12 protein-coding genes are annotated in these 14,843 nt (G+C 40.1%); 9 read left to right on the top strand and 3 right to left on the bottom strand.

The features are described from left to right. Positions 1-165: 165 nt before the first annotated feature. The 3 genes from B4N75_RS00910 (at position 166) to B4N75_RS00900 (ending at position 2,015) form a co-directional block, all read left to right on the top strand. On the top strand, positions 166-510 hold the full coding sequence (locus B4N75_RS00910) for a helix-turn-helix domain-containing protein (protein WP_296023946.1): 345 nt from the start codon (positions 166-168) through the stop codon (positions 508-510). Beyond that, on the top strand, positions 497-1,042 hold the full coding sequence (locus tag B4N75_RS00905) for an ImmA/IrrE family metallo-endopeptidase (protein WP_296668461.1): 546 nt from the start codon (positions 497-499) through the stop codon (positions 1,040-1,042). The genes B4N75_RS00910 and B4N75_RS00905 overlap by 14 nt, the downstream gene beginning before the upstream one ends. 208 nt (positions 1,043-1,250) lie before the next feature. Beyond that, entirely contained in the window at positions 1,251-2,015 is a 765-nt protein-coding gene (locus B4N75_RS00900; RefSeq protein ID WP_296706338.1) for a DUF4469 domain-containing protein, read from the top strand. 167 nt (positions 2,016-2,182) lie between these two features. Here the strand turns inward: B4N75_RS00900 and B4N75_RS00895 are convergent, their stop codons facing one another. After that, positions 2,183-4,342, bottom strand: a complete 2,160-nt coding sequence (locus B4N75_RS00895; protein WP_296668457.1) for a DEAD/DEAH box helicase — start codon at positions 4,340-4,342, stop codon at positions 2,183-2,185. Between the two features lie 244 nt (positions 4,343-4,586). On the opposite strand from B4N75_RS00895, the gene B4N75_RS00890 reads away from it, so the two are divergent. From B4N75_RS00890 to efp, 6 genes are all read left to right on the top strand, one after another. Then, positions 4,587-5,249, top strand: coding sequence for a JAB domain-containing protein (locus B4N75_RS00890; protein WP_296668454.1), 663 nt, complete (start codon positions 4,587-4,589; stop codon positions 5,247-5,249). 33 nt (positions 5,250-5,282) lie between these two features. Continuing rightward, positions 5,283-6,950, top strand: coding sequence for a PEGA domain-containing protein (locus B4N75_RS00885; protein WP_296706337.1), 1,668 nt, complete (start codon positions 5,283-5,285; stop codon positions 6,948-6,950). 16 nt (positions 6,951-6,966) lie between these two features. Further along, on the top strand, positions 6,967-8,250 hold the full coding sequence (locus B4N75_RS00880) for a S1C family serine protease (RefSeq protein WP_296693436.1): 1,284 nt from the start codon (positions 6,967-6,969) through the stop codon (positions 8,248-8,250). Positions 8,251-8,270: 20 nt separating this feature from the next. Continuing rightward, the gene (locus B4N75_RS00875) at positions 8,271-10,460 is read left to right on the top strand and encodes a lipase family protein (RefSeq protein WP_296023957.1); all 2,190 of its coding nucleotides are present in this window, start codon (positions 8,271-8,273) and stop codon (positions 10,458-10,460) included. Beyond that, positions 10,461-11,603 carry an elongation factor P maturation arginine rhamnosyltransferase EarP gene (earP, locus tag B4N75_RS00870; RefSeq protein ID WP_296668447.1) on the top strand — a complete coding sequence of 381 codons (1,143 nt, stop codon included), beginning with the start codon at positions 10,461-10,463 and terminating at the stop codon, positions 11,601-11,603. Positions 11,604-11,669: 66 nt separating this feature from the next. After that, positions 11,670-12,239, top strand: coding sequence for an elongation factor P (efp, locus tag B4N75_RS00865; protein ID WP_078930679.1), 570 nt, complete (start codon positions 11,670-11,672; stop codon positions 12,237-12,239). A gap of 188 nt (positions 12,240-12,427) precedes the next feature. On the opposite strand, the gene B4N75_RS00860 is transcribed toward efp, so the two are convergent. Together B4N75_RS00860 and B4N75_RS00855 are read right to left on the bottom strand one after the other, a co-directional pair. After that, complete coding sequence (locus B4N75_RS00860; protein WP_296668444.1) at positions 12,428-13,915, bottom strand: hypothetical protein; 1,488 nt, start codon at positions 13,913-13,915, stop codon at positions 12,428-12,430. A gap of 73 nt (positions 13,916-13,988) precedes the next feature. Further along, positions 13,989-14,813 (bottom strand): outer membrane lipoprotein-sorting protein, encoded by an 825-nt coding sequence (locus tag B4N75_RS00855; protein ID WP_296023974.1) that lies wholly within the window; start codon positions 14,811-14,813, stop codon positions 13,989-13,991. Positions 14,814-14,843 lie beyond the last annotated feature (30 nt).

Here is a 14,843-nt window from a genome sequence, read left to right as displayed (position 1 = left end):
GTTACAAACTATCTCCGTTTAGTGTTGCAGACTATCTCGCGTCCCTTGAGACAACCTGTCTCCAATAAAAAAAATTACAATTTTGGTAATTTTTCTTTCCAAAACACTTGACTTGTCTGGAAAGCTGAATTATCATTATGGTAAGAACAAAAGGGGGCAATGGCAATGGCAGAGTCAATGGGCGAAAGAATCGCCCGCCTAATGAAGGCAAAAAATTTAAATCAAAAGGAGTTTGCGCAGGCTATCGAATCTACAGAGGCTTCTGTGTCGCGTTATCTGGGCAATGCAAGAGAGCCAGGACCAAAAGTTCTAGTAAAAATTGCGAATGTGCTTGGAGTAACCGTTGATGAAATTCTCGGAAAAGAAGATGAATCCGATTTTTCAACGGAATTTCCGCGGATAAAGCTCCTTTTGGCCCGCAATTCAAAACTTTTAACAAACGAGCAAAAGAAAGAGATTATAACCGCTCTTCTTTCTGACTCATCGGAGGATGATATTGAGACTTTCTGACGAACGGTACGAGGAAATCAAAGAAGAAGTTGTAGAACTGTACAAGGAGCTGCATATTACAAAATTTCCTGTAAATGCTAAAGATGTCTGCAATCAGCTTAAAATCGCATTGAAATCATACAATCGGTTTACTGAGCAGGCGCTTGCATGCGTTATAAGAGCAAGCGAAGATGGAATAGTGGCAAAAATCGACAACCACTATGAGATTTTTTACAATCCGTCAAAAGACAAAGCCCGTATCCGTTCAACAATTTTTCATGAAATTGGCCATATTCGGCTGCGCCATCTTATTCATGATGAAGAGAATGAAGCGGAGGCAAATTTCTTTGCGTGCTATTTTCTTGCACCGGCTCCGCTTATCCATCATTTCAATTTTGAATATCTGCATGAACTGATGGATAAATTTTGGGTAACAGTCTCGCTTGCAGAAAATGCCTTTAGCCGTTATCAAAAGTGGCTTAGGTTTTCGGACAGCCGTTATACTCAGTATGAAAGAGAATTATTAGAACTTGCAATGGAGGGAGAAAACTGAAAACAGACATTGAAAGTCTTTCTGCTTTATCCGGTGCGGAAAGATAAAAAAAAGCTGCAAATTTACGCCAATAAATCTACAGCTTGTATAAATGCGTGAACACTTATAAATTCGTTGTTTTTATAGTATCACGCATGACCGCCGGGGTCAATATTTCAAAAACAGCGCTTTATGCTCTGTAAAAATCTCAATTTTATAGGTAATATATATGGACGATAAATCAAATAAACTATCAGATACAGTGAACGTTACTATGCACACGCTCACCGTTTTGGACAAGAATGTTTCTTTTGCAAAGGTAAAACGAAACACGGCTTTTATTGGAAACATTGTTTCAAAAATCCTTGAACATAACAAAGTTCTGGACAGGGAAACTTTGCTATATTCAGCAGGGCTTTTTAGAAACGCCATTTTGGAGCTTCTTAAAAGCGGAAAAGCTGTAGATCTTCTTGAAATGGGAGTTCTCTATATCAAGCCAAACGGAAGCATTGACTCGGAAACTCCGGATATTGAGGATATTCCTAAAATGACGCTTTCTTTTACTCCAAGCGATATTGCCATTGAAGCAGTAAAAGATGTAACTGCCGGTGCCGATATTTCCACAACAAACGAGCCTCTTCTTTCTGCCTTGTACAACATACACACAAGAAAAAGCGGCACAGAGCTTTCTATCGGTTATTCTGCACGCATTACCGGCAAACGCTTAAAGATTGCCGGCAATGAAGCAAAAACCGGCCTGTATCTTGCTTCATGTACGGAAGAAGGGATCTATGATCCTGATCCATCTTCATGGATTTCACTGGGAATGGAAAACATTGTTGACAACACAAACACAAAGATTCTGTTCAACATTCCAGACAGCGTCACGGCAGGAAATTACCGTTTAATTATTAAGACTGCATACGGCTCAGGCACACGCATAAACAAAACTGTGCGAACAGGTGTTTTTGTAGAAACTGTTTCGATTGCATAAGTCTTTTCCAAGGGGCTGGCTAATAAGTTCTAAATGTCATTGCCGCACTTGATACGACAATGACATTTAGATTTTCAGATTTAGTCCGAAAATGACGTAAAAGATTCTTTTTGGCCATCTCCTTGAATTTGAAAAATCAATATTTCCGCAGCCATTCAACAGAATTTTTAGAATCTTTCTGCTTTTTTGTTTGATTTTTTGTAAGCACTTGCCCCGTTTCGCTGGGTTGAAGTGTGCACGCGGGCGCGTCCGTGTTCGCTTTTAAAACCGTCATTTGCACGGCGGCTTCGTCCTTGAGCGCGTCTTTCTCCGTCTTTTTTGGCTACATCATAACGACTTGAGCCAAAACCACGCCGTCCGCGTCCTTCAAAACGTTCGGCATTGTCGCGTCCGCCTCTGCGGCGTCTTCCGCCAAAATTATCATCCTCTTTTGAATCAAGATGCATATGAGGCAAGTTTGCGCGGCTTTTAGAAAGCTCAAGAGCACGAAGCGCATTTCCTGTTGGCAAGCTCAAAAGAGAGAAATTCTGGCTTACGTCGATCCTGTCAACCATGCGTCCAGGAATATTTAACAAATCGCTAAAATATTCGGCAATTGCGCGGGCATTATAGCCATCTCTTTTTCCGAGCTGAACATAAATTCGTTTTTGGTCTGGATTAGAAGCAAAACTTCCGCCTTTCTGGCTCTGTACTTTTCCATAATGGCTTTCGTCGAGAGACTTTCCGTAATTAACCTGCAAAACAGCGGCAAGAACTTCGGCTGCATTCTGGTTTGCGCACAAGTCTTCTGCCATTTTTTTGTACAAGTCTTCAACTTTTTTAAGCTGAGGAACAAATTCTTCTCTTGTTTCGTCCAGCTCGCTATTTTCATTAGAAATCTGGCCGTTTTGAGAGGAAGGCTCTTCGCCTTCTGATGATTTTTCGGATTCAACGCCTGCTGGAAAAGCAACAATCTCGTCGTTTTCAAACTGCTTTTCTTTCTGTTCCGGCGCAAATTCTTTTTTTGCCTTTAAACCGATTTTTTCTTTCAGTTCTTCAAGAATTCGGCTTCTTTTTACTTCGAGAACATTTTCGATTGAAGGAACCTGCTCTTCTTTCATTTCGCCTTTTGCCGCAGCGCGAATTCGCTTTCTTAGAAATTCAAGCTTGCGTCTTTCTTCCGGGCGAACAAAAGTAACTGCAATTCCAGAAGTTCCAGCACGGCCAGTTCGTCCGATTCTATGAACATAAGTTGCAGCGTCAAACGGAAGAGAATAGTTTACAACGTGGCTCAAGCCAGAAATATCGATTCCTCTGGCAGCTACATCGGTTGCAACCAAAATACGAGTTTTTTTATTTCTAAATCTTGCAAGAATTTTTTCACGCTGTCCCTGAGGCACATCGCCGTGCAAAGCGGCCGCTTCGTAACCTCTTTCGTCGAGCATCCGGCTCACCATGTCGGCATCGTTTTTTGTCATTGTAAAAACAAGTCCATAAAAATCAGGCGAAATGTCGATAAGGCGGACAAGAGCTTCAATCTTGTCGCGTTCGCTTACAACCCAATATTTCTGGTCAATCAAAAGAGGCTCTTCTACAAAACCTTCTTCCTGAACAATGTCGTATTCGCCCATAAATTCTTCTGCAATCTGAAGAATCGGTTTTGGCATAGTTGCGCTAAAAAGCAAAATCCGGCTGTCCGGGTTTGCCTGCGCAAAAATCGACTTAATGTCATCGACAAAACCCATGTCGAGCATTTCGTCGCCTTCGTCGAGAATAAAATAATCGATTTTGTCGAGCTTTAAAGTTCCGCGCTCAAGATGGTCTTTAATTCTGCCTGGAGTTCCAACGACAATTTCAGTTCCGCGCTTTAAATCTCTAATCTGAGTTGAATATGAAGCGCCGCCGTACAAAACGGTAACGCGCGGAAATTTTCCAGAAGTAAAGCTCTGCATTTCTGAACAAGTCTGAATTGCAAGCTCGCGGGTCGGTTCTAGCACAAGAGCGCGCACGTGGTCGCTTTCTTCGTGAATATTCTGAACAATCGGCAGCCCGAAAGCCGCGGTTTTTCCAGTTCCAGTTCTTGCTTTTGCTATAAGGTTTGTGTCGCCGTTCAAAAGGCGTGGAATTGCCAGAACTTGAATCGGCGAAGGAGTTTTAAAACCTTTTTTTTCGATTGCTTCCAGAATTCTTTGATCAAGTCCTAAGTCTTCAAAAGAAATTTCTTCCGACTGTTCTTCGTCATTTTTGTTTTCTGAAATTTCCAAGTTTTCTGGAAGTTTCTGAGCTTTGTCAGCTGAGCTGACACCATAATCTGCCGTTTTTTCGGCATCAAAAATTGAGTCTTTCATAAAATGTATCCCAAAGGCGACAAAAAAGCCTCTAAAATACACTAAAAGGCCTAAAAATCGCAGTTAAAATAAAAGTGCCCTCTGCACCGTGAAGCCAAATCATAATAGAAAAACGTAGAAATTACAAGAAGATAATTGAAAAATTCGCAAACGTTTTCATCTTTTTCAAATAAAATCTATTAAAAAAATAAAAAAAATTCACCAAAAATCGGTAAATATTGATTTTCAAGTCAATATATATAGTATGAACAATTTAAAGGAACCAATTGATTTAAGACGGCTGACATTAAAAAATGGACTTTCCTATCCAAACGACAAAGAGCTAATAATGCTTATCTTGGGGTCAGGAACAAAAAAAATGCCCATCGAGTATATGTCGGAAGAAATTTTAAAAGTCATCTGCTCTCACAATCCGGAAAACTGGCTTGAAAAACTGCAATCAATCGAAGGAGTCGGCACAAGCAAAGCTCTGGCAATTCTGGCGGCATTGGAATTTGGAAAACGCCGCAACAGAAATCCGCAGGCAGTTGTCAATCAGCCGCAGGACGTAATTCCGTTCATAAAGCACTATGCAATGCAAAAAGCGGAGCATTTTGTAATGGTAACTGTGAACGGCGCAAAAGAAATCCTTACGATCAGAGTCCTGTGCATTGGCGGAAAAAACATGGCTGTTTTAAAGCCGTCTGAAATTTTCGGAGAAGCTGTCAAAGAAAACGCTTCTGGAATTATTTTGACTCACAATCATCCGGGCGGACACGCAGAGCCTTCTGACGATGACATAGAAACGACAAAAAGACTGTGCTTAGGCTCTGAAATTTTAGGGCTTCCCCTGCTCGACCACATAATTATAACAAAAAACAGTTACTTTAGTTTTCTTGAACATGGTCTGTTGCCGACCTATGAATAATCGGGTAAATTATAATAAGGGTTTAGTTAATTTATGTCATTGCAAAGATTTACTGCTATTTTAGCAATTTTTATAATTTCGGCAGGCGTTTTATTTTCTAACGAAAATGAATCTTCTTCTGGAATTTTTGTCGAGGACAAATCCGTCCAGCAAAAATTTGAATTTGACGAGGCGTATTCAACTTATCCGGAATTATTAAAATCCGACAGAAAATCTGCAATCGAGAAAGAAAAAACAAAAATCACGGTTAAATCAAACGTCCCGAACGCAGAAGTCTTTTTGAACGGTAATTTTGAAGGACACACAAATTTAACGGTAAACAACCTTCCGGCTGGCCGCTATAATCTGCGCGTAAAAAAAACAGGCTATAAACCAAAATTCTACAGAATAAATGTTCCGCAGGGCGAAGAACGCGTTTTTTATGTAGAACTTGAAAAATATGAAGGAACAGTAAATTTTATTGCAGTTCAACCAGAAACCTTAATTTATGTTGACAACTCAAAAATCAGCGGCAGCATTGTTCAGCTGGAAGAAGGAAGCCACACGGTTTCTGCAAAAAAATTCGGCTATAAGAGCGAATCTTCATCTATCTACGTTCCAAGAAATTCATATCAAATAGTCACAATACGCCTTCAGGAAGCACAATTTTCGGTTTCGAATTTTAGGGCAAACAAGGAACAATTTAATCCGGCGTTAAAAGGTTCTGCAGGCCAGATAAAATTCAATTTTGAAGTTACTGCGTTCGGAAACGGAACTTTAACAATAAAGGATTCTTTTGGAAATTCTGTCATAAGCCGAAACTTGCCTAGTTTTACAACCTGGAGTCAAAATGTAATTTGGGATGGAAGCGCACAGAACGGAACAAAAATTCAAGACGGAACTTACACTGCAATACTCGAAGCCGGTGAACAAAAATTTTCGGTTGATTTTACGGCAGACAGCTCGATAAAAATTCCTTCAGCCTCAATTACGGCAAGCGGTTCTGGAATTGGAATTCTTCCGGCAGCCTTTAATTTTCCTGAAAAAACATTCTGTGTCGGTGTAAACGCCGGCGTAATTTGCGCCTTTGAAAATAAAAATTTTTATTGCGCGCCGCTGTCAACTTTTTTTGCCTATTCTTTTTCAAAAAATGTCGAACTTTCAGCAAAAGCCGGGTTAAACGCAGGACATGAAGGCGCTTCGCCTTTTATAAATTCAGCCTTGAAATTTACTGCTTCAAAAAAACAGACTGCTTTTGATATGAATTTTGGATTTTTAGCAAGGGCTGGAGGAGCAAAAAACAAACCGTTCGAGCCTTACGGAGCGGACAACGGATGCGGTCTTGGCGGCGGACTTGTTTTTGGACTAGACTTCAGTAACTTTTATGCAGGAATTTCATCAGAATTCACTTTTGCAGCTTCTACATTCAACACAAAAAACAACAATTACGATAAAGTATTAAGAAACGGAGTCTGCTTTCAATTAAAAGGCCGGACAGTTTCGTTCGCAATTTACAGCGCGCTGAATTCTTCTTTTGGAACAACTGCCCTCGAAAACGACGGCAGAAGCTCAAATTCAATCGAATTTTTAAGGGCGGTTGATATTGGATTCGACTTCAAGATTGCATTAAATTCTCTAAATTTAAATTTGCTCTCAAACGCGCAAATTTTTGAGAATCAAGCTTATTTTAAAACAGAAGCCGGAATTTCCATACTTTTATAAAAACTGGAGGCGAAAGATGAAATTATATTCAAAACAGCAGATGATAAAAAACACATTAACAGGAATTCTTGCAGGCGCTGTTTTTGCCAGCGCGGCAGTTTTTGCAATTCAAAAAAACTTAAAGTCTGAAAATTCTGAAAAAACAGGCCAGACACAAACCGAGAACGTTCAAAGTCAGCAGAATTCCGAAAAAGCAGAATTTGTAGAAGAAGTTTTGCCTCAAAAAAATATTGCAACGCCGGCCGCTTCTACAGTTTCTCAATACACGCAGGACGAAGAACAGAATATTTTTGTTTACGAAAAATGCAATGAAGCCGTCGTAAACATTACAACGCAGGTTATGGGAATCAACTGGTTTTTAGAGCCTGTCGTTCAGGACGGAGGCTCAGGCTCAGGCTCAATAATCGACAAACGCGGATATGTAGTTACGAACGTGCATGTAATCAGCAAGGCAAACAAAATCAATATATCGCTCGCAGACGGAACTAGTTATCCAGGAACTGTCATTGGAAAAGATATTGAAAGCGACATTGCAGTTTTAAAATTTGATCCGCCGGAAAACATAAAGCTTAAGACAATCGATTTTGGAGATTCAAGCGAATTAAAAGTTGGACAGAAAGTTATTGCAATCGGCAACCCGTTTGCCCTTGAACGAACAATGACAACAGGAATAATTTCCGGACTGGGAAGACCTATTCAGGAAAGCGCGAATGTAATTATCAGAAATATGATTCAGACCGATGCAGCAATCAATCCAGGAAATTCCGGGGGACCGCTTTTAGACACAAGAGGAAGAATGGTCGGCATAAACACAATGATAATTTCAAATTCAGGCTCATCTGCCGGAATTGGCTTTGCAGTTCCTGTAAGCACGGCGCAGCGCGTTGTAAACGATCTTTTGAAATATGGAAAAGTCCGGCGCGGAACAATTCAAATCTCTCCGGTTCAGATGACTTCAAGCATTGCGCAATATGCAGGCTTAAAAATCAATTACGGAATTCTCGTAAGCCAGGTAAAAGAAGGCAGCAGCGCAGAGAAAGCAGGAATTTTGGGCGGAACAAAGCCTGTTCAATACGGAAGCCGCTTTAATTCATCTACAATTTATCTTGGCGGCGACATAATCACCGGAATCGACGGAATAAACATTCGCACTTACGCAGATTATACGAGCGCGCTTGAATCAAAAAAACCGAATGACACAGTAACCGTTACTGTTTTCCGCAACGGCAATTTTGAAAAAATCAAACTGGTTCTCGATGGAATTGACACCGATTCAGAACCCAATGGAACACCGCTTTAAATTTTAAGGAAAAAGAAAAAATGAATTTAATAAAAAGAACTCTCAGCACAGCCGCCATTTTTACAATGGCGGCGCTTTCTCAAGCAGAAAGAATTTCTTTTCCAGTAAAAAGTCTTGTTACAATCGAAGAAAGCCCAATAATGATTTCGGCAGACTGGAATGAAAAATGGTTCGGCGAAAAACCTGCTACTCTTTATAACCATAACATTGCGCGTATTGCAGGAATTTTTTCCGCCGTTTCTTACGAAGACAGCGACATCGGGCAAAGTTCAAATTTAATTCTTCAATGCTACAAAGCCCTCGGAATTTCAGAAAAACAGATTGAATTTCATTATTCTATCAATTACGACAATCCTGTCTGGGGAAATGACCAGGCGGCTTTTAGTTTTGCGACAAAACAAATCACCGGTTCAAATTCAAAAAAAAATCTGATTATAATTGTAATCCGCGGAACTCCCCTCAACGCAAACGAATGGATTTCAAATGTAAACATTTCCGACAAAACTGGCAATGAAACTGAATATCATGAAGGTTTTTTGAAAACCACAAAACTCGTCGAAAACGCGCTGATTGCCTTTCTTTTGAGAAATAAAATCGACATAGACGATAGCTGCCTTTTAATAACAGGACACTCCCGTGGAGCGGCAATTGCAAATCTTCTTTCCGCCCAACTGTGCGACGCTGAGCTTTTTGACACAAACTACATCTACACCTACACTTTTGCTTCTCCAAATGTTACTACAAATGACAGCGTTTATAACAAAAAATACGATTTTATCTGGAACATTGTAAATGCCGAAGATATTGTTCCGTCAGTTCCGCCAAATTACAAAAGCTGGAAATACAAAAAATACGGTCAGACAAAAGTTTTAATAAACAATTGGAATACCGATCCCAAAAAATACGAAGATGAATATATTCCAGCAATGAATAAATACTTTAATAAATTTATGCTGCGCGACTACTGTCCGTTTACGACAGGTCCGTTTTTGCCGATTCAGTGCAGTTCAATTCTATCAAGGCTGAACAAAAATGTTTATACTTTTTACAATGGAATTACGGCTCTTCACGACCGCGCAATTTCTGCATTCTGGAGAATTTTTCCAAAAAAAGACGAAACAAAAACCGAAAATGAAGTCGAAGAAAAATCTGATTCAAGGACAGAAAAGCAAGGCGCAATTTTTGCGGCGGCAACCCGATGGTGCTATAAAAATTTTGATGTTGATATAAATTACTTAATCAACTGCTTTGCCGATATGCACGCAATGGAGACTTACCTTTCGTGGATTATGTCGACAGATGAGGAAAATGTTTATTCATCTGTCGGAACAGACATTCTTCTCTTAAAAGGCGCCGGCGACTATGCAGTTTTTGATAGCGACGGAAAGGTTGTAGCAACTATTCTGGACGGAAAAGTTAATTTTTCAAAGGTAGAGCTTCCCTTAGCGGCAAATTCTCTTCTTCAAGGGCAGGTTGCACTCGGACTTCCAGTAAATCGAAATTACGAAATTGCGGTAAGCAAGGAAAGCATAATTCCTACAATGCTAAAAGTTTCTGTTCAGCATTATTCTGCAGCCGGAGTTTTTATTGAAGAATCCGAAGAAACAATTTTATATCCATACAACTCAAAAATTTACAGCTGCAATTCAGAAACTCTAACCCCAGCCTTTACAAAAATTGATTTTGAAAAAATCGGCAATCCGCAAGCAAATATAATCCGTAAAAAGGGAAATCTAAAAAGTGTTTCAAAATTCAGGCTTATGGGGGAATTTTCTGCCTCAACAAGCGGTTCATTCAACGCAGGAATCCATGCCGGTTCAACAAAATTATATGGTTCGCTTCTTTTAGGACACAATGCCGCAAAAATAGGACGCTCATTCGAGGCAAGTCCGGGAATTGGACATCAAAGCATTTTAGTAAGCAAAATTCTTCTCGATACAGAAATTTTTGCAAATCTTTTTTATGCTTATTCCGACGACATCGAAGAAAAAGATGACCGATTCAACGTTGTGCCTACCGTAAGATTTTCTCTTTCGTTTAAACCTCGCCACAAGACACAATTGTTTATGGCGGCTAATTTCGATATGCACATTTCTGACTTTAACGATGCAGCCTTTGACGATTCATACCGCTTAAAAACAACAGGCCAGGTTTGGACAGGCTCAAAAATTCGAATAGTTCCAAACCTGTCTTTTGGAATAAAATTTTAAATGCAAAACAAAAATATAATGATTTTGTGCAAGGTTGTAGACAATTATGGTGATATTGGAGTTGTCTACAGGCTTGCAAAAGCCTTGAGCGACCTCGATTCTTCTCTAAATCTTACACTCGTCTGTTCAGAATTGGAAAGTTTTGCTTCAATGGCAAAAAAAATTGAGCCCGGCAAAAAATCTCAATTTTTCGACTACAAAAACACAAGATGGCAAATTTTAGACTGGAACCAAAGCGAAGATTTTACATTCAGCTCAAACCCTTTTCCAATTATTCTCGAATGTTTTCAGTGCGGACGGCCAGACTGGCTTGAAAAAATTCTTTTTGACAAGAATGTAAAAGAAATTTTCCATATTTTTAATATCGAATACTTAACAGCAGAAGAATACGCCGACGACTTTCATCTTTTAAAGTGCTATACGAGAAGCCCAAATGTAAAAAAAATGTTTTTTATGCCGGGATTTACAAAAAAAACGGCAGGACTTTTAATCGACAGCCAGTTTTTAAAAACCTTAAAAGAATCGAAAAATCTTCCAAAAAACAAAAATGAGTTTTGTGTTACAATTTTTTCTTACGAACGCGAGTTTGTTCAAATTTTTAACTCTCTAAACCGCATTCAGGAAACACAAAGACAAAAAAATCCGGACTTTAACGTAAAAGTTCTTGCGGCCGCAGGAAAAAGCCTGCCTTTTGCAAAAAAAGCCTGGGAACAGACTGAAAAAAAGGTGAATTTCGTTCAACTGCCTTTTTTAACGCAGGAAGAATGGGACAAAATTCTCTGCACAAGCGACTTTAACTTTGTCCGCGGCGAAGAAAGCCTTGCAAGGGCATGTCTTTCCGGCAAACCTTTTTTTTGGCACGCATACGTTCAAGACGAAAATTACCAGCTTGTAAAGGTTAATGCCCTTTTAGAAAAAATGCTGCCCTTTGTTTGCGGAAAAAACTTAAAAACCGAACTTTCAACTCTTTGGAATGAATACAACACTCCAGATGCAAAATTGAACGAAAATGCGCTTTATGATTTTTTTCAAAAAGCAGCACAAGGCGAGTTAACGGCTTTTTTTGAAAATTTTTCTGAAAATCTTTTTCAAAACGGCAACTTTGCCAAAAACCTGCTCAACTTTCTTGAAACCTTGCAGTAGTTGAAAAAAAGTCCAATAAGCACTAGTATTATAGAATAAACGTTTATTTTTTTGAGGTAACATATTATGTTAATGACAAACGAAATCAGAGTCGGAACAGCTTTTATGTATGAAGGCAGCCCTCTTATTGTTCAGAAACTTCTCGGACAGAAAGGCGGACGCCAGGGCATGGTTACAAACCTCCGCGTTCAGAATATCGTAACAGGCTCAACAATGCAGCTTGGTCTTGATGCCGGTGAAAAATTTGAGGAAGTTGATCTTGTTAAAAAAACTGTAAAACTTTCTTACATCGATGGCAACGAATATCACTTTATGGATCAGGAAACTTACGATGACATCATGCTGGACAAAGATTATCTTGGCGACAATGCCGGCTACATCTCTCCAGATGACGACTACGAAGTTTCTGTTACTTACTACAACGACAAACCAGTTGGCGTTGTTCTCCCAGTAAACGTAACACGCACAATCACATACTGCGAGCCAGGCGTAAAAGGCGACACTTCTGGAAAATCAACAAAACCTGCAACTCTCGACACAGGAATGGAAGTAAAAGTTCCTCTGTTCTGCAACACAGACGACCGCATTGTAATCGATACACGCGACGGTTCATTCGTAGAACGCGCAAAGGACTAATTTCAAAACAACTGCGTAAAAAAATCCCCAAAAGCCATTTAGCTTCGGGGATTTTTTATTTTTAAATTTTAATTTTGGGTCATTTTTTGCTGCGCAAAAAACCGGGCTATTCGTGGCTACGGCGTCTTGCGCGCCTTCGGTGCTGCGCACCAGCTCCGCTGCCACTACTATCTCCCTTGCCCGAAAAATTAGAACGTGTATTTTGCTCCCAACTGAACAAAGCCGTTGTTGTGCCAGCCTTCAAATTCGGTCTTGTCGCTCTTGTAGCTTGCCATATACATTCCTTTTGCACAGAACTCAAGTCCGTCAGAAACATACCAAGTGATTTTCGGCATTACAATCAAGTCATAATGCTGAAAACCGTAAACTGCGCTCACCTCAGGCTTTACTTTTCCATGATTCCAGCTGTCAGAAATATTCAGGACGATTTTAATGTCGTTTGTGAATGTTCCGTTTTCTGTGTCATACTCGTTGTCATCGATTTTATCGTGATGAAGAATGTGCCTGCCCTGCCCCTGAATATTCACGTTAAGCTCGCTGATTGGCAGGTCGCGGTCAAAACCTGCAACCCACGCAATCGAGTTGTTCTGAATCGTCGGGTCGTCTCCGGCAGTGTCTTTTGTGAGATTGTAAGCCGCCTCTGCGCGGAAATTGTACGCTCCGAAAGTTTTTGCAGCCTCAAGACCGAAAACCTGCAAAAAGTCGTAGTCGATAAATTTGTCGTCATCGTCTGCGTCGCCTGTTTCAAGATAAGTCGAAACGAAACTTCCAATTTTGCTGTAGTCAAAAGAAGCGCGCTTGTTTCTTCCAACGTAGTAGCTCAAGCCCCAGTCAAGAGAGCCGGTTGTGGTCGTGAACCGCGCGCCAGCCTGCATATATTTGAGCTGGTTTGTGTCAGGATAAAGATTGTCCGCAAGAGAAGAGGAATTGCTGAGCATTTTTACAGCGGCAAGCTGAGATGTTGCAGCGACATTTTTAATATAAGTTTCTGCAAAACCAGTCAGCTTACTTTTCAAGCTTGCAACCTGCGCCGGCACCCATCTTCCGCCCGAAGCATAGCGGTCGGCCGTCATTGTTGGAGTCCAAACCAGTTCAAATCTGCTCGAAGAGAAAGGGCCGACGTCTTTTGGAACATTATAAAGCACACGAATCATCGGTTCTGCAATTCTTCTGTCAATGTAGTCAGGAATTATAAAATCCGTGTAGTCGTTCGCGTTAAAATTGTCTACAGCATGCAGTTTGTCGCCTTTTCCCCAGACAACCTTCATTTTTCCTGCCTGAACAACAAAATTTCCAAGATAAGATTCAAGCGTAAGCTCGTCAATTACATCTTCCCTGTAATTTTCAAGAACGTCCTTGCTGAATGCGAATTTTGCTTCCGCAGAAACTGCCGAATTTGAGTATTTTAAATTGATTTTGCCTTTTGGATTTGTGTCGGTTTTCCACTCGCCAACAGGAAGTCCATATTCATCTTCATCATCAAAATAAGCGCGAAAATCAATCTGCGCTTCTCCGTTTACTTCGAGGGCGCCGCCGGCAAAAGAAGCGGAAGAATCGCCAAAATCTCCGCCAAAGTCGCCTCCAAAATCATCGCCAAAATCAAAATCGTCAGCAAAAACAAAACTTGCTGCAAAAAGTGCGGCTGTAAAAAGCCCGATAAATTTTATTTTTTTCATAAACTATTCCTATAAATAAAAAAAACTCCGCCACAACAGGACCAAAGAAACCGCTGCAACGGAGTTAAGTCAATTATTTCGCTGTATTCAAATAGTTCTGTGTAAATACATTGTCTGGAATCGGTTTGTCAAGAATGATATTGTAGCCGTTCGGACTCTTTGGATTTTTCTGGGCTGCAATTCTTGTCGAATGTCCAGATTTTACGTTCTTGAGGGTTGTCGAAGTAGTAATCGTATATCCCTGAATATTTTCAATAGAATCAACCGTCAAAACCTTCAAAAGGCTTCCGTCTTTTTTGTCATACATTTCTGCATAAACAGGAACGTTTGTTTTTTTGTCAATCCACTGAATGCGATACTGATACTGAGCTTTTGCAACAGTTGCCGCTGTTGGAGTTGATTTAATTTTCCAGCAGTCATAACCGTTTTTGTTTTCTTCTGCCAAAAGTTCATGAGTATCATCGTCAAGATCGCGTGTAGACATATCGTCGTAGCTTGCGTCAGTTCCTGTAAAAGATTTGCTTCCTTCAGAAGAATTTACACGGCGAGTAGTTTTGAGCGAAGGCATATAAATCCACTTGTCATCGTCCTTGCCTTTGTTTTCCATCTGCAAGAATTTAATTCCCTGATTTGACTTGTTGTTGCTGACCTTAAAATTCATTACAACGTCAGAAGTGTCTGTTTTTTCGTTGTGGCGCCCAAGCTCATCAATAATACGATGCTCTTCAATATTGCCGGCTTTGTTGATAAGATCCATTTCGATAATAGAATGGTTATATGCAGGTTTTTTAATGTTCAATGCCGCATCGACTATTGAACGCGCGTCCTGAGCAAAAACCACTGTCGAAACCATAGCAACAGCCAAAGCCAAAATTGATTTTTTTAAACTCTTTTTCATAGATTACTCCCATAAAAAGTCAAGATTAAA

It is taken from the genome of Treponema sp. UBA7570 (assembly GCA_002477955.1).
Lineage (GTDB): Bacteria > Spirochaetota > Spirochaetia > Treponematales > Treponemataceae > Treponema_D.
This window is presented reverse-complemented; position numbering and strand designations above follow the sequence as displayed.